The sequence below is a fragment of the Sphingomonas crusticola genome (assembly GCF_003391115.1).
Classification (GTDB): domain Bacteria; phylum Pseudomonadota; class Alphaproteobacteria; order Sphingomonadales; family Sphingomonadaceae; genus Sphingomonas_I; species Sphingomonas_I crusticola.
Genome location: NZ_QTJP01000001.1, coordinates 1,106,956 through 1,125,355 on the forward strand (window position 1 = coordinate 1,106,956; position 18,400 = coordinate 1,125,355).

Here is an 18,400-nt window from a genome sequence, read left to right on the forward strand (position 1 = left end):
TCCTTGTAGAGCCAGCCGGAGAAGATCCGCCGCCACTTGCCGTCCGGGCCGCGTTTGTCCGCCTGTATGAAGGCGCCGGTCAGCTGCTCGGGCTCATAGTCGGCGGTCGCCTCGCACGCGCGCAGCCGCACGATCAGGTCGCCGAACCGCGCGCCCTGTCCCGGGTGCAACGTGACGTCGCGCGCCATGCCGTTACGCTTGTTGAGCACGCCGATGATTGCGACCCGCTCCGCCATCGGCGTGTCGCTGGTGATCGGCGGGAGGACCGGAGCAGCCGCCACGCGCTTGGCTGGAGCGGGCGCCGGCGCGGCCTGGGTGCTGTTGCCTTGCTGAAGGTCGGGCGAAAGCTCGACCGAGGGATCGGGCGTCGCCTGCTGGGTCTGTGAAATCGCCGCCCAGCTGATCGCGCCGACCGCCGCCAGCCCGAGCGCAAGGGCGCCGGCGCGGCGCGGGATCATGGGGTGGTCGTGGCCGCGCCGCCGGCGGCAGGCTTGTCGCCCGACGGCTTGTTGATGAACTGGCCGATCAGCGCCATCAGGTCCATCGAGCCCTGCGTATCGGTGATCGTGTCGCCGCTTTTCAGGAAAACAGGGTTGCCGCCGGGCGTGAAGGCGATGAAGGTCGAGCCGAGCAGGCCTTCCGACGTGACGGACGCGCTGCTGTCTGCCGGCAGCTTGACGTCGGGATTGAGCGCGATCGCGACCTTGACCTGATAGCTTTGCGGATCGAGCGACAGGCCGGTCACGCTACCGACCTTGAGCCCGGAAATACGCACATCGGTGCCGGTATTGACGCCGCTGGCATTGGGGAAGATCGCGGTGATCTTGATCGATCCGGGCCGTTCCCCGCCGCCGGTCCGATCCCAGGCGAACATCACGAACCAGATGGCGAGGATCACCACCAGCAGGCCGACGAGCGCCTCGCCGATATTTTCACGCAGGATCGATCTCAATTCGGGCTCCACGCCTCATAATCGCCGGTGGCGGCGGCACGATTGCCGCCACGCTCCAACGCACCGGCCGGGCGATAGGCTGCGGACGTGCCGGTCAAATTGGGCACCGGCTCTTTCACCCACGTGCGGGGTGCCGGCAGGTCGGTCGGCAGGATATCGGTCTGATGATGGAGCCAGCCGAACCATGCGGGCGGCACCCGGCTGGCGTCGTTAGGGCCCTGGTAGATCACCCAGCGGCGCGTCTGACCGTTCACCGGCTTCTTGGATTCGAAATAGGCATTGCCGGCGGCGTCGCTGCCGATCCGCGTGCCGTTGCGCCAGCTAAACAATGCCGTGCCGATGGTGGCGCCGTTCCACCAGGTAAAGATGCGCTTCAGCATGATCTGCGCTTAGCCGCGAAGGGAGGCCGGGCGCAACCGCCTATGCGGCGAGTTACCGCCCGGGGCAGCGTGGCCTGTCCGGCGAAATCGTCTCGCCGGCTTGAGGAAGGCAGCAATGCCTGCCCCTAATCGGCCGCTTCGATCACCACCGCGAGCGGTCCCTTGCGTCCCTCGGCAATGCGCGCCTGCAACGGCTGCTCGGGTTCCAGGCTCGCAAAACCGGCGCGGCGCACCGTTTCCATGTGGATGAAGATGTCCGCGCCACCCGCCTCGCGCACGACGAAGCCATAGCCCTTGAGTTGGTTGAACCACTTCACCCGCACCGCCTCGAACGGCCCGGCATCCTCTTCCAGCTGCGTCGGATCGACACGGTCGGCATTCCGCCGCGCGATGAGATCGGCATCGGGGCCGGTGGCGGTCGAAAGATCGAAACTGATGACGCGGCGCGCCTGGCGTCCGCGCTCGCGATCGACGACCTCGCACACCACGCGCGTGCCTTCCGGCAGAGTGCGGCGGTTATGATCGCGCAGGACCGAGAAATGAAGAAGGATATCGCCTTCGCCGGCGTCGCCGACAATGAATCCGAAGCCGCGCGTGGCGTCAAACCACTTTACGCTGCCGCTCGCCATGACCGCTGGCAGAAGATCGGCTGCATCCCGCGCCGATATGAAGGCTTCTCCATCGACACTGTCCGTCACGGCAAGCATCGCTACGTCGGCACTTTTCATTATTTTAAACCTTAAGCACGAACAGTCCAAATTAACAGTTTTGCAGAATTGCGAAAGATCAAAAACCACCGAAACGAAGATTCATTCATCTCTCGTCAAGCTAGCACCGGGCGCGGCATGGGCGATGCGGCGCGCAACGTCCGGCGCGTGACCCGCGCGCAGCAGTGCCGCGAGGTTGCGGCGTCTTTGATCGGGCGCGGCGAGTTCTTGCGCGAACGGTCCGATCCGCTTGCGGCGGGCGAAACGCAGCGCCGCTTCCAGCGCATCCTCGCGCGCCGCCGCGCGTACCGGCGCGGCGGTATCCGCATCGATCCCCACCGCGCGCAGGGCCGCGGCCACGCGCTGCTCGCCGAAACCGCGCCGCGTCAGCGCGGCGCCGCGTGCCACCGCAAAGCTGGCATCGTCGACATAACCGAGCTCCGCGCACCGCTCGACGATCGCGTCGAGCGCGGGCTCGCCCTCGCCTTCCCAACCACGTGACGCGAGCTTGCGAACCAGATAATGACGCAATTTGGCGCGGGTGGTGGCATAGCGCCCGAGGTAGGCCAGCGCGAGCATGTTGAGCGCTTCGGCGTCGAGCGGTTTCGCAACCCGCGGCGCGGAGGTGAATTTGCGGCGTGACATGCGCCACGTTTGTGCCACAGTCGGGCCGGAATTTGAACGCGGCCTGTCGCTTACGGTATGAATTGGTCATGCGCATGATGCGCGGGCGCGAGAGGAGACGTTCGAGGGTGCAGACGGCCAGTGCGGACAGCAAGCCGACGTCGACGCCGAGCGATGACGCGCTCCCGCGGCGCTATGCTGACTTCGCGACGCTGGGCGAGTCGCTCGATTATGCCGCGCAGGGAGCGCTGGGCCTCAATTTCCACGATCCCCGCGGTAATCTCGTCCAGGCTTACACCTTCGCCGAACTGCGCCAGGACGCCGTCGGGATCGCGCATCGCCTGATCGCACGCGGGATCGAGCCGGGCGCGCGGATCGCCATGCTGGCCGAGACCGGCCCCGATTTCGCCGCCGCTTTCTTCGGCGCCATCTATGCCGGCGTGTGGCCGGTTCCCCTTCCCCTGCCGACCTCGTTCGGCGGCAAGGATGCCTATATCGATCAGCTGGCGGTACAGCTGGCAAGTTCGGACCCGATCCTGCTGCTCTATCCCGCCGAGCTCGAGGGCATGGCGCAAGCCGCCGCCGAAGCGCGCGGCGTCGCTGCTGTCAGCTATGAAAACCTGGCTGCGGAGAATGCGCCGGCCGTAAACCTTACTCCTGCCAGCCCCGACGATATCGCCTATCTGCAATATTCGAGTGGCTCGACCCGCTTCCCCCACGGCGTCGCGATCACGCATCGTGCGCTGATGTCCAACCTGGCGGCGCATTCGATCGGGATGGACGTACAGCCGGGCGATCGCTGCGTGTCGTGGCTGCCCTGGTATCATGACATGGGTCTGGTCGGCTGCCTGCTGTCGCCCGTCGCCAACCAGGTCTCCACCGATTATCTCAAGACCGAGGATTTCGCGCGGCGTCCGCTTGCTTGGCTCGATCTGATCAGCCGCAATCCTGGCACCACCCTCTCTTATTCGCCCACCTTCGGCTACGATATCTGCGCGCGGCGCATGTCGAGCCAGACCCGGGCGAGCGACCGGTTCGATCTGTCGCGCTGGCGCGTCGCGGGCAATGGCGCGGACATGATCCGGCCCGACGTGATGCAGGCCTTCGTCGATGCGTTCGCCGAGGCGGGTTTCGACGCGAAAGCGTTCCTGCCCTCCTACGGCCTGGCCGAAGCGACCCTGGCGGTATCGATCATGCCGCCGGGCGAAGGCATCGTCGTCGAACTGGTCGAGGAGACCGAGCTTTCGGGCGGCGGTTCCGCCAGCGTCGGCCGGCCGCAGCGTTACCGCGCGGTCGTCAATTGCGGCAAGCCGGCGCGCGAGATGGAGATAGCGATCCGCGACGAGGATGGCAGCAAGCTGCCCGAACGCGCGATCGGCAAGGTCTGGTGCCGCGGTCCGTCGGTCATGGTCGGCTATTTCCGGGATCCGGAGGCGACCGACGCCTGCCTTGTCGACGGATGGCTCGATACCGGCGACATGGGCTATCTGTCGGGTGGCTACATCTACATCGTCGGCCGCGCCAAGGACATGATCATCATCAACGGCCGCAATCATTGGCCGCAGGATATCGAATGGGCGGTCGAGCAACTGCCCGGCTTCAAGGCCGGTGACATCGCCGCCTTCGCCATCACCACCCCCGGTGGCGAGGAGACGCCGGCCGTCCTGGTCCAGTGCCGCACCTCCGATCCCGAAGAGCGCACCCGCCTGCGCGACGAGATCCGCGAGAAGGTGCGCGCGATCACCGGCATGAACTGCGTGGTCGAACTGATCCCGCCCAAGACCTTGCCGCGCACCAGCTCCGGCAAGCTCAGCCGCTCCAAGGCGCGCAATCTCTATCTGTCGGGCGAGATGGAGCTGTACGACCTGGCGGCCTGAGGAGTCGTTGCCGGAGATAGGCGACCAGAGGCCAAGCCACGCCGCGTCCCATTGGTGGTCATGCTGAACGTGTTTCAGCATCCATCTCTCATCCGCGCCGCCGGATGTGTGGCGCGATGGACCCTAAAACGAGTTCAGGGTGACGGCTTCTGCAGATTTAGCCTTCGGAGTGCGTAAGGCACGGCGCCGTATGAGGGCGCTCAACCCGGATCGCGTTGCCGTTCCCGCTCCAGCTCGCGCTGCCTTTTGGCTTCCTTCTTCGCTTCCTTGCCGCGCCGCTCGTCTTCCTTGCGCTCGCGGCGGCCGCGTTTCTCGTCCGCTTCCGACTGGCTGGTGGTCATCTTGTCGACTCCCCAGCTCGCCACCCGCACCGGCGCGGTCACGACATGCGCCACGGTCGAGACGCAGCCCGCCAGCGGCAGGATCAACAGCAGTGTCACGATGCGCTTCATGATGGACCCCCTCGTCGGACAAAGCAGCCCGTCCGCTCTCATATCATAGAAGCAGCGGCCGGATGCAGGCTTAACCCTCGGCCGGACACGAAAAAGCCGCCGCCCACCGGAGTGGACGACGGCTCTTTCCGTTCAGCCTGACAGCAACGCTTAGCTGTTCAGGTAATCGCCCGCATCGGCGTCGCTGCCGTGGGTCTCGCCTACAACTTCGCCCAGCGGATCGTTGCCGGTATCGGCCTCGACCGGACGCTTGAGCTCGGCTGCATGCTCCTCGGCCGCCGTCTTCGGCGCCACGATCGACGCCGCCAGGCTGCGCTGCGAAGCCCGCAGCGCCGCGTCGCGCGACGTGGCGGTGACCCGCAGGCGGTTCATGCCCGCGCCGGTACCGGCCGGGATGAGCCGACCGACGATGACGTTCTCCTTGAGGCCGTTCAGATTGTCGATCTTGCCCTGCACCGAAGCTTCGGTGAGCACACGGGTCGTCTCCTGGAACGAAGCCGCCGAGATGAACGAGCGCGTCTGGAGCGAAGCCTTGGTGATCCCAAGCAGGATCGGCTTGCCTTCGGCCGGTGCCTCGCCCTTGCTGAGCTTGGCGTTGATCTCATCCATCTCTTCGCGATCCACCTGCTCGCCGGGGAGCAAAGTGGTGGCGCCGGCCGCCGTAATCTCAACCTTCTGCAGCATCTGACGAACGATCGTCTCGATGTGCTTGTCGTTGATCTTCACGCCCTGCAGTCGATAGACTTCCTGGATTTCCGACACGAGATATTCGGCAAGCGGCTCGATGCCGAGCACTTCGAGAATATCGTGCGGATCGGGCGAGCCGCCGATCAGATTGTCGCCGCGCTTGACGTAATCGCCTTCCTGCGCGTCGATCGTCTTCGACTTCGGCACCAGATACTCGACCGGCTCCGAACCATCATCCGGACGGATGATGACCTTGCGCTTGGCCTTGTAATCCTTGCCGAACTCGACCCGGCCGGAGATCTTCGCGATGATCGCATTCTCCTTCGGCTTGCGCGCCTCGAACAGCTCGGCGACGCGCGGCAGACCGCCGGTGATGTCGCGGGTACGTGCCGCTTCGCGCGGGACACGTGCCAGCACTTCGCCGACCTCGACCATCTGGCCGTCCTCGACCGCGATGACCGCGCCCACGATCAGACGCGACACGCCGGTCTCGCCCGAAGCCTCGTCGAGCAGGGTGATCCGCGGACGCAGATCCTCCTTCTTGGCGCGGCCCGTATCCTCGATCACCACGCGCTGGGTAAGGCCGGTCGTCTCGTCCGATTCCTCACGCACCGTGCGGTTCTCGATCAGGTCCTGATAGCGGATCATGCCCTTCTTGTCGGTGATCACCGGCATATAGGCCGGATCCCACTGCGCGATGCGATCGCCCTTGGAGACGATGGCGCCATCGGCGACCATCAGCTGCGCACCGTAAGGCAGGCGATGGGTCGAACGCTCGCGGCCATCCATGTCGACGATCGCGATTTCGCCCGAACGCGACAGCGCGATGTGCTGGCCCCGCGGGTTGGTGATCGTCGGCAGGCCGCGCAGTTCGATCTTGCCGTCGGACACTGCTTCCAGGTTCGACTGCTCGTTGAGCTGCGCCGCGCCACCGATGTGGAAGGTACGCATGGTGAGCTGCGTGCCCGGCTCGCCGATCGACTGGGCCGCGATAACGCCGACAGCCTCACCGATATTGACCGGCGTACCGCGGGCAAGGTCGCGTCCGTAGCAGGCGGCGCACACGCCGCCCTTGGATTCGCACACCAAAGGCGAGCGGATCTTCACGGCCTGCGGCGAGACGGCTTCGATCGCCGTGACCATCGCCTCGTCGAGCAACGTGCCCTCCGGAACGATGACCTCACCATTCTTGCTGTCGAGAATGTCCTCGGCCGTGGTGCGGCCCAGGATACGCTCGCCGAGCGATGCGATGGTCGAACCGCCCTGCACGATCGCGCGCATTTCGAGCGCCCGCTCGGTGCCGCAATCGATCTCGACGACGACGCAATCCTGCGACACGTCGACCAGACGACGGGTCAGATAACCCGAATTGGCGGTCTTCAACGCGGTGTCCGCGAGGCCCTTGCGAGCGCCGTGGGTCGAGTTGAAATATTCAAGGACGGTCAGGCCTTCCTTGAAGTTCGAGATGATCGGCGTCTCGATGATCTCGCCCGACGGCTTGGCCATCAGGCCGCGCATGCCGGCAAGCTGCTTGATCTGGGCCTGCGAACCGCGGGCACCGGAATGGGCCATCATGTAGATCGAATTGATGTCCGCTTCCCGGCCATCGGGATTCTTCTTAACGGCCTGGATTTCCTTCATCATCTCGTTGGCAACGCGGTCACCGCAGCGCGACCAGGCGTCGATCACCTTGTTATACTTTTCCTGCTGGGTGATCAGGCCGTCCTGATATTGCTGCTCATAATCCTTCACGAGCAGCCGCGTCTCGTCGACCAAAGTCTCCTTCTCGGCCGGGATGACCATGTCGTCCTTGCCGAACGAGATGCCGGCCTTGAACGCGTGGCGGAAGCCGAGGCTCATGATGCCGTCGGCGAACAGCACGGTCTCCTTCTGGCCGGTGTGGCGATAGACCTGATCGATGACGTCGCCGATCTCCTTCTTGGTGAGGAGGCGGTTGACGGTCTCGAACGGGACCTTGTGGCTCTTCGGCAGCGTCTCGGCGATCAGCATGCGGCCGGGGGTGGTCTCGACCCGCTTCATGTAGGTCTTGCCGTCCTCGTCCGTCTGCGGAACGCGGGTCGTGATCTTGGTATGGAGCGTCACCGCCTTGGCGTTGATCGCCTGATGCACTTCGGACATGTCGCCGATCATCATGCCTTCGCCCGGCTCATTCTCCTTCATCATCGAAAGATAATAGAGACCGAGCACCATGTCCTGCGAGGGCACGATGATCGGCTTGCCGTTGGCGGGCGACAGGATGTTGTTGGTCGACATCATCAGGACGCGTGCTTCCAGCTGGGCCTCGAGGCTCAGCGGGACGTGCACGGCCATCTGGTCGCCGTCGAAGTCGGCGTTGAAGGCCGAGCAGACCAGCGGGTGAAGCTGGATCGCCTTGCCCTCGATCAGCACGGGCTCGAACGCCTGGATGCCAAGACGGTGCAGCGTGGGCGCGCGGTTCAGCAGAACCGGATGCTCGCGGATCACCTCGTCCAGGATGTCCCAGACTTCCTTGCGCTCCTTCTCAACCCACTTCTTCGCCTGCTTGAGGGTCATCGACAGACCCTTGGCGTCGAGGCGGGCGTAGATGAACGGCTTGAACAGCTCGAGCGCCATCTTCTTGGGCAGACCGCACTGGTGGAGCTTGAGCTCCGGACCGGTGACGATGACCGAACGGCCCGAATAGTCGACGCGCTTGCCGAGCAGATTCTGGCGGAAGCGGCCCTGCTTGCCCTTGAGCATGTCGGACAGCGACTTGAGCGGACGCTTGTTGGCGCCCGTGATCGTGCGGCCGCGGCGGCCGTTGTCGAACAATGCGTCGACCGACTCCTGCAGCATGCGCTTTTCGTTGCGGACGATGATGTCCGGCGCGCGCAGCTCCATCAGCCGCTTCAGGCGGTTGTTGCGGTTGATCACGCGGCGATACAGATCGTTGAGATCCGAGGTCGCGAAGCGGCCGCCGTCGAGCGGCACCAGCGGGCGCAGTTCCGGCGGAATGACCGGCACTACGTCGAGGATCATCCACTCCGGGCGATTGCCCGAATCGATGAAGCTCTCGACGACCTTGAGCCGCTTGATGATCTTCTTGGGCTTCAGTTCGGACTTGGTCTCGGCCAGTTCCTTGAGCAGCTCGTCGCGCTCGCCGACCAGGTCGAGGTCCATCAGCATATGCTTGACCGCTTCGGCGCCGATCCCGGCGGAGAAGGCGTCCTCGCCATATTCGTCCTGCGCTTCGAGCAGCTCGTCCTCGGTCAGCAGCTGGAACTTCTCCAGGCTGGTGAGGCCGGGCTCGGTGACGACATAGGCCTCGAAATAAAGGATCCGCTCGAGCTGCTTGAGCTGCATGTCGAGCAGCAGGCCGATGCGCGACGGCAGCGACTTCAGGAACCAGATATGCGCGACCGGAGCGGCGAGCTCGATATGGCCCATCCGCTCGCGGCGGACCTTCGAGACGGTGACCTCGACGCCGCATTTCTCGCAGACGATGCCCTTATACTTCATGCGCTTATACTTGCCGCACAGGCACTCGTAATCCTTGATCGGACCGAAGATGCGCGCGCAGAACAGGCCGTCACGCTCGGGCTTGAACGTGCGATAGTTGATCGTTTCCGGCTTCTTGATCTCGCCGAAGGACCAGGAGCGGATCCGGTCGGGCGAGGCGATGCCGATTTTGATCTGGTCGAAGGTCTCGGCCTTGGCGATCGGATTGGCGAAGTTGGTAAGTTCGTTCATCTGTATGTCCTCACTTGGAGGGAAAATTCGGTGCGGAAGTGAGGCCCCTGCCCGGGAAGGGCAGAGGCCGGTCACTTATTCCGCAGGCTCCGCCACGCCGTCCTCGTCACGTTCGACCGAGTTGAGGTCGACGTTGAGGCCGAGCGAGCGCATTTCCTTGACCAGCACGTTGAAGCTTTCGGGGATGCCCGCCTCGAACGTGTCGTCGCCCTTGACGATCGCCTCGTAGACCTTGGTGCGGCCGACCACGTCGTCGGACTTCACCGTCAGCATTTCCTGCAGCGTGTAGGCGGCACCATAAGCCTGGAGCGCCCACACTTCCATTTCGCCGAAACGCTGGCCGCCGAACTGCGCCTTACCGCCCAGCGGCTGCTGGGTGACGAGGCTGTACGGCCCGATCGAACGCGCGTGGATCTTGTCGTCCACAAGGTGATGCAGCTTGAGCATGTAGATGTAGCCGACGGTCACCTTACGGTCGAACGCGTCGCCCGTGCGCCCGTCGAACAGCTCGACCTGACCCGAAGTATCGAGCCCGGCCAGCGTCAGCATCTCCGACACGTCCGCCTCACGCGCACCGTCGAACACCGGCGTCGCCATCGGCACACCGCCCCGCAGCAGGCCGGCCATCTCGATGAGATCGTCGGCCGAGCGGCTGTCGATATCCGCGTGATACTGCTCGCCATATACGGTCTTGAGCCGCTCCACGACCGCGGCCGGCGCCTTGCCGCCTGCGCCGTTCGGATTGGCTTCGCGCCACGTATCCAGCGCCTCGCCGATCTGCTTGCCCAGGCCGCGCGCGGCCCAGCCAAGGTGCGTCTCGAAGATCTGGCCGACATTCATGCGCGAAGGCACGCCGAGCGGGTTGAGCACGATATCGACCGGCGTCCCGTCCTCGAGGAACGGCATGTCCTCGTTGGGCAGGATGCGGCTGATGACGCCCTTGTTGCCGTGACGGCCGGCCATCTTGTCGCCCGGCTGCAGCTTGCGCTTCACCGCCACGAACACCTTGACCATCTTCAGCACGCCCGGCGGCAGTTCGTCGCCGCGCTGCAGCTTCTCGACGCGATCGTCGAACTTGGCGACGATTGCGGCGACCGCATCGTCATACTGCACCTTGACCGCTTCCAGATCGCTCTGGCGCGCGTCGTCGGCGACGGCGAGCTTCCACCATTCGCGCTTCTCGACCTCGTCGAGCAAAGCCTCGTCGATGACGGCGCCCTTCTTGACGCCCTTCGGACCCGACACGATCGTCTGGCCGATCAGCATCTCCTTCAAACGCGACCAGCTGGCGCGGTTGAGGATGGCACGTTCGTCCTCGCGATCCTTGGTGAGGCGGTCGATTTCCTCCCGCTCGATCGCCAGTGCACGCTCGTCCTTGTCGATGCCGTGACGATTGAAGACGCGGACGTCGACGATCGTGCCCGACACGCCCGGCGGCAGGCGCAGCGACGTGTCGCGCACGTCGGACGCCTTTTCACCGAAGATGGCGCGCAGCAATTTCTCTTCCGGCGTCATCGGGCTTTCGCCCTTCGGGGTGATCTTGCCGACGAGGATATCGCCCGGCTCGACCTCGGCACCGACATAGACGATGCCCGCCTCGTCGAGGTTGCGAAGCGCTTCCTCGCCGACGTTGGGGATGTCGCGGGTGATGTCTTCCGGCCCGAGCTTGGTGTCGCGGGCCATCACCTCGAACTCGTCGATGTGGATCGACGAGAAGACGTCGTCCTTCACGATGCGCTCGGAGATGAGGATCGAATCCTCATAATTGTAGCCGTTCCACGGCATGAACGCGACGAGCACGTTGCGGCCGAGCGCGAGCTCGCCATATTCGGTCGAGGGACCGTCGGCGATGATGTCGCCCGCTTCGACCACGTCGCCGACCTTCACCAGCGGACGCTGGTTGATGCAGGTAGACTGGTTGGAGCGCTGGAACTTCATCAGCGTGTAGATGTCGACGCCCGAGCGGCCCGCATCGACCGCGCCGGTGGCACGGACGACGATGCGCGACGCATCGACCTGATCGACCACGCCCGGACGCTTGGCGGCGATCGCGGCGCCGGAATCGCGGGCCACGGTCTCTTCCATGCCGGTGCCGACGAACGGCGCCTCGGCGCGAACCAGCGGCACCGCCTGGCGCTGCATGTTCGAGCCCATCAGGGCGCGGTTGGCGTCATCGTTTTCCAGGAAAGGAATGAGCGACGCCGCGACCGAGACCAACTGCTTGGGCGATACGTCCATCAGCGTGATATGATCGCGCGGCGCCATCAGGAACTCGCCCGCTTCACGTGCCGAGATCAGATCCTCGGCGAACGTGCCGTCTGCCGAAATCTCGGCATTGGCCTGCGCGATCGTGTGCTTGGCCTCCTCCATCGCCGAGAGGTAGACGACCTCGTCGGTGACCTTGTGGTCGATGACCTTGCGATACGGCGTCTCGATGAAGCCGTATTTGTTGACGCGGCTGAACGACGCGAGGCTGTTGATCAGACCGATGTTCGGGCCTTCCGGCGTCTCGATCGGGCAGATGCGGCCATAATGGGTCGGGTGAACGTCGCGGACTTCAAAGCCCGCACGCTCACGCGTGAGACCGCCCGGCCCGAGCGCCGAGACGCGACGCTTGTGCGTCACTTCGGACAGCGGGTTGGTCTGATCCATGAACTGCGACAGCTGCGAGGAGCCGAAGAATTCGCGCACCGCGGCCACCGCCGGCTTGGCGTTGATCAGGTCGTTGGGCATCACGGTCGACACGTCGACCGAGCTCATCCGCTCCTTCACGGCGCGCTCCATGCGGAGCAGGCCGACGCGATACTGGTTCTCGAGCAGTTCGCCGACCGAACGCACGCGGCGGTTGCCGAGATTGTCGATGTCGTCGATCTCGCCCTTGCCGTCCTTCAGATCGACCAGGGTCTTGACCACGGCGAGGATATCCTCGGTGCGCAAGGTCGTGACCGTATCGTCGACGTCGAGGTCGAGGCGCATGTTGAGCTTGACGCGGCCGACGGCCGACAGATCGTAGCGCTCCGGATCGAAGAACAGGCCGGCGAACAGCGACTCGGCGGTCTCCTTCGTCGGCGGCTCGCCAGGGCGCATCACGCGGTAGATTTCGGACAGCGCATGGTCGCGCTCCTCGACCTTGTCGGCCGCGAGCGTGTTGCGGATCCAGGCGCCGGTCGAGATGTGATCGATGTCGAGCAGGTCGACATGGTCGAAGCCGGCTTCGTCGAGCTTCTCGAGATTTTCGGGCGTCACTTCGTCGCCGGCCTCGATGTAGATGCGGCCGGTGGCCTCATCGATCAGGTCGTAAGCGGAATAACGGCCATAGATTTCCTCGGTCGGGATCAGCAGGCTGGTCAGCCCATCCTTGCCGGCCTTGTTGGCCGCGCGCGGGCTGATCTTGGTGCCGGCGGGGAACACGATCTCGCCGGTGTCGCCGTTGACGACATCGAAGGACGGCTTCTGGCCGCGCCAATTCTCGATCAGGAAGGGGACCTTCCAGCCGCCCTCGCCACGCACATAGCGCTGCGTCTTGTAGAATTCGTTGAGGATCTGCTCGCCGTTGAGGCCGAGCGCATACAGCAACGTGGTGACCGGCAGCTTGCGCTTGCGGTCGATGCGGACGTTGACGATGTCCTTGGCGTCGAACTCGAAATCGAGCCACGAGCCACGATAGGGGATCACGCGCGCGGCGAAGAGATACTTGCCCGACGCGTGCGTCTTGCCGCGATCGTGATCGAACAGCACACCCGGCGAACGGTGCATCTGGCTGACGATGACGCGCTCGGTGCCGTTGATGACGAACGTGCCGTTCCACGTCATGAGCGGCATGTCGCCCATGTAGACGTCCTGCTCCTTGATATCGAGGACGGAGCGGGTGTCGGTGTCGGCGTCGACCTCGAACACGATCAAACGCAGCGTGACGCGCATCGCGGCGGCGTAAGTGATGCCGCGCTGACGGCATTCCTCGATGTCGTATTTGGGATCTTCGAGTTCGTAATTGACGAAATCGAGCTCGGCGGTGCCGGCAAAGTCGCGGATCGGGAACACGCTGCGCAGCGTCTTTTCGAGGCCCGAGACATAGCCGATCGACGGATCGGAGCGCAGGAACTGCTCGTAGGACTCGCGCTGAACCTCGATCAGGTTCGGCATTTGCACCACTTCGTGGATGTTGCCGAAGACCTTGCGGATGCGCTTCTTCGCAGCCGTGGTGAGCGCGTCATGTGCCTTGGTCGCCATCGAATATCCTCGGTATCGGATCAGATCTTTTCCGCCTCGCTGCGGACCTGCGGCCTGTGCGCGGAATTGAGTCCACGCAAAAAAGTGCGGATCCGGGCCATCGGAACCGCACTGCAGCGTCTGTGGAACACGTCGCCGGCCCCAATTCGTCGCGATCCACCCGCTATGTGGATCGTGTCCCGGGGCGGGACGGTGGCACAGCATGCGAGTCGCATACCGCACCGTTCAGGACCCCATGTAGGAATTCTGACGGATTCGTAAACCCCTTATGTCGGGAATTACCGGTTCAGACGCGGTGGACGCGCAGCTTCGGCTCTGGAAAGATGCAGTCGTGACTATACGCAACGCCTCTCTCGACGATGCAGCGGCGATCGCGGCGATCTACCGGCATCACGTGCTCCACGGCACCGGCACGTTCGAGGAGGATCCGCCCTCGACCGCCGAAATGGCTGGTCGCCTGGCGCGCATCATCGAACGCGGCTGGCCGCTGCTCGTCGCCGAGACGGACGGCGGCGTGATCGGCTATGCCTATGCCGCCCAATTTCGCGACCGTGCCGCCTATCGCTTCGCGGCAGAGGATTCGATCTACGTCCATCCGGAACATCAAGGTGCGGGCATCGGCCGCGCCTTGCTCGACGCGCTGATGCGGGCCTCGGCGGAGGCAGGCTTCCAGCGCCTGTTCGCGGTGATCGGCGATTCCGCCAACCTGGGCTCGATCCGGCTGCACGAACGTGCCGGTTTCACGCCGGCCGGGCAATTCGACAAAGCCGGCTTCAAATTCGGCCGTTATCTCGACGTCGTCTTCATGCAGCGCGAGATCTAAGACAAACGGTCATTGCGCGCGGAGCGAACCGAAGGTCACCGCTGGGCAATGAGCCAATGCCGGCCCTGGACAAACTGGAACAAAACGTGTACGCACGATGCGTTCGCTGACAGTGGCGGCTCCTTGGCGGACGTGGCTCTTTCTCAATCCGGCCCGGCACACCAGCGCTTGCGATACGCGTAGAATCATCAAGTTCGTTTCTGGTGTTTTTTTAGAAATCCCCTCGTGGGAGCCTTCCTGTCGTGCCGGCGTAAATCCCCATTATCATAAAAAAGGGCGACCCGTCGCCGGGCCGCCCTTCCTTTTTCGTTGGTCCGGAAAGGACCGCAGAACGTGAAGCTTACTTGAGTTCGACGGTCGCGCCGGCGTCTTCGAGCTGCTTCTTGACCTTCTCGGCCTCGTCCTTGCTGACGCCTTCCTTGATCGCCTTCGGAGCGGACTCGACCAGGGTCTTCGCCTCGGTCAGGCCCAGGCCGGTGATGGCGCGGACTTCCTTGATGACGTTGATCTTCTTGCCACCGTCGCCGGTGAGGATCACGTCGAATTCGGTCTTCTCTTCAGCGGCCGGAGCACCGGCGCCGGCGCCACCAGCGGCCGGCGCAGCGGCGACGGCAGCGGCGGCGGAAACGCCCCACTTCTCTTCGAGCAACTTCGAAAGGTCGGCCGCCTCGAGGACGGTCAGCGCGGACAATTCGTCAACAAGCTTCTGCAGGTCTGCCATGATGTATCTCCATGCGGGGCACGCCGGCCCCAAGTGTCAGGTTGAAATTATGCTGCTTCCTTGGCCGCATAGGCCCCGAAGACGCGTGCGAGCTGACCGCCCGGTGCCTGAAGCACCGACGCCACCTTGGTCGCGGGTGCTGCAAGCAGACCCAGGATCTTGGCACGCAGCTCATCGAGGCTCGGCAGCGCTGCAAGCGCCTTGACCCCGTTCACGTCCAGCACGGTCTCGCCCATCGCGCCGCCGATGATTTCCAACTTGTCGTTGGTCTTCGCGAATTCGACGACGATCTTGGCGGCCGCGACCGGATCCACCGAGGTCGACAGCGCCGTGGGACCAACCAGCAAATCGTGGAGGGTCGTGTACGGCGTGCCTTCGGCGGCAATGCGGGCAAGGCTGTTCTTGGTCACCTTGTAGCTGGCGCCCGCGTCCCGCATTTTCACGCGCAGGGCCGTCGACTGAGCGACGGTCATGCCGAGGTTGCGCGTGACGACCACAACGGACGTCTCGTTCAACGTGCGATTCAGCGCTGCAACCTGCTCGGACTTCTGAGCACGATCCATTGCCATTCTCCATATCGTTCGGCGATGTTTCGCCGAACGCATTAGCCCCCGACGCGACATGCGCCGGACGCATTCAACTCCGCGCGAAGCGAGGCCTCGCGCGGTTTAAAAGTCCGAAGGGGAATGGACACCTGACCTACGGACGCGTGCGCCCGTCAGGCAGACCGGAAGCCGCATCACGCGAGCCGCCGGAAATCTCTTCCCCGTCTCGGCAGGACATTAAGAGAGGCAAAGCCCCCTCACCTGCTGTCTCGGACGGAATCTCCAGCCCATGAGGCGGAGAAGCGCGGCCCATAACGTGGCCGCGCCTGATTGTCGAGTCGCCCTACCGATCAGAGCGGGAAGTGATGCGCCACGATCGTCCAGTCGGTCGGCGCCCACGAATTGGCAACGCTCTGCGTAAAGCCGTTGCTGTTTGACTCCCACGTCGAAATTCCGCCGCTATCGTTCCGCCACAGGATGTCGGCCTTACCGTCATGGTTGAAGTCTGCGACCTCCGCGATGTGCCAGTAATTTCCGACCGAGGAGTCAGAATAGCTGTTCTGGCTGAAGCCATTGCCGTTCGAATTCCAGGTTGAGATCGACCCGTTGTCATTACGCCAGAGAATGTCGGCCTTCCCGTCCCCGTTGAAGTCGGCAAGGGCGGCGATATGCCAGCTGGTGCCAACCGAGCTGTCGGAATAGCTGTTTTCGGCAAAGCCGTTACCTGTACTCAACCAAGTGGAGATCGAGCCATTGTCGTTGCGCCACATGATGTCGGCGCGGCCATCGCCGTTGAAATCGGCGAGACCCTCAACCTTCCAGCTCGTACCTACGCTGGCGTGGAAATAGCTGTTCTGAGCAAAGCCGTTGCCGTTGGACGACCAGCTCGAAATACTGCCGTCGTCATAACGCCACAGCAGATCCGCTTTGCCGTCCCCATTGATATCGCCGACCGCGGCGACCTTCCAGCCATTGCCGACCGAAGCATCGACATAGCCCCCGACGAAGCTGCCATTGCCGGTAGCGTTCCAGATCGCGATCGTGCCGTTGGTATTGCGCCACAGAAAGTCGGCCGAGCCATTGCCGTCAAAATCGCCGGTTTCGATGATGTTCCAGCTTGGATCGGCACTGCCGTTATACACCGATTGCTGGATCTGGTCGCCATGCGTCGTTCCACCGAATTGCCATGTGCTGACAGCGCCGCTGACATGGTGCCAGACGATGTCGCTGCGGCCGTCTCCGTTGAAATCGTTCGCGCTGCCGGCGGACTGCACCGCGCCGGGCGTTTGGGCAACGAAGGCCGCCAGCGAATAGCTGCCATTGTCGCCGGTCGCGCCCACTGCGCGCGTCACGATCGTTTCGATGTTCGAGATCGTGTCCGTGATGCCGTTGCCGGAAATCCAATAACCGCCGGACACGAGCGCCGAATGATAATCGGAGATCAACCCCGGCAGCATCAGCGTATCGTTGCCAAGACCGCCGTCGATCAGATTGACGCCGCTGCCGCCATCCAGCCGATCGTCACCGGCACCCCCACGCAGCGTGTCGTTGCCGGCTTCGCCATAGAGAAGGTCGTTGCCGGATCCGCCGTCAAGGATGTTGGCGACATTATTGCCGATGATCGTGTCGACACCGCTGCCGCCGATCGCGTTCTCAATGGTGACATTGTAGGCGATCGAGACATTGTGCGCATAGCCGCCGACATCCGAGAAATTGCCCGCGCGCAGGTCGATCCGCTGGGTGTCCGAATAGCCAGAAAAATCGAGCGTATCGTTGCCGCCGGCGTCCCACACCGCAAAGAGAGGAACGCTGTTGGCATTGGTCAGGCTGTAATATTCGCGGCCCGCGGTCGAATGGAAGCCGTAGACGGTGTCGCCGGTCCGCGTCGTCATGTTCGCGCCGTACAGATATTGAATGGCGGAAATATCGTCGAGCAAGGGAGCGCCCGAAAAGGCACCGAGGAAGGCGCCGGTGTTAGTCGACGGGAAATAGCTCATCACCGTATATTGGCGGCTATCCTCATAATATTCCGCGTCATCCGCGTAGGTCGGATCCTGATCGTCGGTCGCATCATAATTGCCCGGATGCGTCAGACCGATCGCGTGCCCGATCTCGTGCACGAACACCTGGCCGCCATAATCGCCGATCACCGGGTCGGTATTGTAATCCTCCGAACTGTTGATCCAGACATCGCCGTCGACGGAGCCCGCCGCGCGGGACCCGGGCAGATAGGTAAAGCCGGCGCCCGGGCCGTCGTCGAAATTCCCGAACAGGATCGTGGCATTGTCCGAATAGCCCGCGCCGTCATTGACACGCGTAAAATGGACGTTGGCCACGTCGGCCCACGCCTGCAATGCCTTCTCGGCACCGGCGATCTCGCGGGCGTTGAACTGGCTGAAGCCTTTACTATCGTCATCCGGTACCGTGCCGCTGATGCGGAAGGCATAGGTGATCGTGGCGGAGCCTTGCCAGGGATAAGCGGCGATATGATCCGCGGCCGCCGCAGGGGATAAGGAGGTCTTGCCGTTGGACTGCAGGCCGCCCCGGACCAGCGAATCCGGCGCGAAGCTCAATGAGTCGGTGTTGGACATCCCATTTCCTACAGAAGCTGAAGCCACATCCAGGCAAGATCGGCCAAGCATAATCGGCTTTGAAGAAAGTTCAACTTCGTGA

At 63.7% G+C, this 18,400-nt stretch carries 12 protein-coding genes and 1 pseudogene; 2 read left to right on the forward strand and 11 right to left on the reverse strand.

The genetic code is table 11. The annotated features are described in order from the left end of the window. Window positions 1-2: 2 nt before the first annotated feature. The 5 genes and pseudogenes from DX905_RS16415 to DX905_RS05290 all read right to left on the reverse strand — a co-directional run. Window positions 3-458, reverse strand: a pseudogene (locus DX905_RS16415) (DUF2155 domain-containing protein); the annotation flags it as partial. After that, a complete protein-coding gene (gene mlaD, locus DX905_RS05275; RefSeq protein WP_116092343.1) occupies window positions 455-952 on the reverse strand; it encodes an outer membrane lipid asymmetry maintenance protein MlaD in 498 nt (165 codons plus the stop codon). The gene mlaD and the pseudogene DX905_RS16415, both read right to left, overlap by 4 nt. Beyond that, complete coding sequence (locus DX905_RS05280; RefSeq protein WP_116090422.1) at window positions 949-1,332, reverse strand: NADH:ubiquinone oxidoreductase subunit NDUFA12; 384 nt, start codon at window positions 1,330-1,332, stop codon at window positions 949-951. Before DX905_RS05280 ends, mlaD begins: the two co-directional genes overlap by 4 nt. 125 nt (window positions 1,333-1,457) lie before the next feature. Next, window positions 1,458-2,060: a cold-shock protein gene (locus tag DX905_RS05285; RefSeq protein WP_420822135.1), complete on the reverse strand. Its 603-nt coding sequence runs from the start codon at window positions 2,058-2,060 to the stop codon at window positions 1,458-1,460. An 81-nt stretch (window positions 2,061-2,141) separates the two neighbouring features. Further along, window positions 2,142-2,684 (reverse strand): regulatory protein RecX, encoded by a 543-nt coding sequence (locus DX905_RS05290; RefSeq protein WP_116090423.1) that lies wholly within the window; start codon window positions 2,682-2,684, stop codon window positions 2,142-2,144. A 77-nt stretch (window positions 2,685-2,761) separates the two neighbouring features. On the opposite strand from DX905_RS05290, the gene DX905_RS05295 reads away from it, so the two are divergent. After that, a complete protein-coding gene (locus tag DX905_RS05295; protein ID WP_116092345.1) occupies window positions 2,762-4,540 on the forward strand; it encodes a fatty acyl-AMP ligase in 1,779 nt (592 codons plus the stop codon). 200 nt (window positions 4,541-4,740) lie between these two features. On the opposite strand, the gene DX905_RS05300 is transcribed toward DX905_RS05295, so the two are convergent. The 3 genes from DX905_RS05300 to rpoB form a co-directional block, all read right to left on the reverse strand. Beyond that, window positions 4,741-4,992, reverse strand: a complete 252-nt coding sequence (locus DX905_RS05300) for a hypothetical protein (RefSeq protein WP_116090424.1) — start codon at window positions 4,990-4,992, stop codon at window positions 4,741-4,743. Window positions 4,993-5,142: 150 nt separating this feature from the next. Beyond that, window positions 5,143-9,408, reverse strand: coding sequence for a DNA-directed RNA polymerase subunit beta' (gene rpoC, locus DX905_RS05305; protein WP_116090425.1), 4,266 nt, complete (start codon window positions 9,406-9,408; stop codon window positions 5,143-5,145). Window positions 9,409-9,483: 75 nt separating this feature from the next. Continuing rightward, window positions 9,484-13,638 (reverse strand): DNA-directed RNA polymerase subunit beta, encoded by a 4,155-nt coding sequence (rpoB, locus tag DX905_RS05310; protein WP_116090426.1) that lies wholly within the window; start codon window positions 13,636-13,638, stop codon window positions 9,484-9,486. Between the two features lie 331 nt (window positions 13,639-13,969). On the opposite strand from rpoB, the gene DX905_RS05315 reads away from it, so the two are divergent. Next, window positions 13,970-14,461 (forward strand): GNAT family N-acetyltransferase, encoded by a 492-nt coding sequence (locus DX905_RS05315; RefSeq protein ID WP_240320732.1) that lies wholly within the window; start codon window positions 13,970-13,972, stop codon window positions 14,459-14,461. Between the two features lie 340 nt (window positions 14,462-14,801). Here DX905_RS05315 and rplL read toward each other — a convergent pair whose 3' ends face one another. The 3 genes from rplL to DX905_RS16375 all read right to left on the reverse strand — a co-directional run bounded on the left by rplL (window position 14,802) and on the right by DX905_RS16375 (window position 18,318). Next, window positions 14,802-15,182, reverse strand: coding sequence for a 50S ribosomal protein L7/L12 (gene rplL, locus DX905_RS05320; protein WP_116090428.1), 381 nt, complete (start codon window positions 15,180-15,182; stop codon window positions 14,802-14,804). 47 nt (window positions 15,183-15,229) lie between these two features. Beyond that, a complete protein-coding gene (rplJ, locus tag DX905_RS05325) occupies window positions 15,230-15,745 on the reverse strand; it encodes a 50S ribosomal protein L10 (RefSeq protein ID WP_116090429.1) in 516 nt (171 codons plus the stop codon). Window positions 15,746-16,077: 332 nt separating this feature from the next. Continuing rightward, entirely contained in the window at window positions 16,078-18,318 is a 2,241-nt protein-coding gene (locus DX905_RS16375) for a M10 family metallopeptidase C-terminal domain-containing protein (protein WP_275896060.1), read from the reverse strand. Window positions 18,319-18,400: the final 82 nt, after the last annotated feature.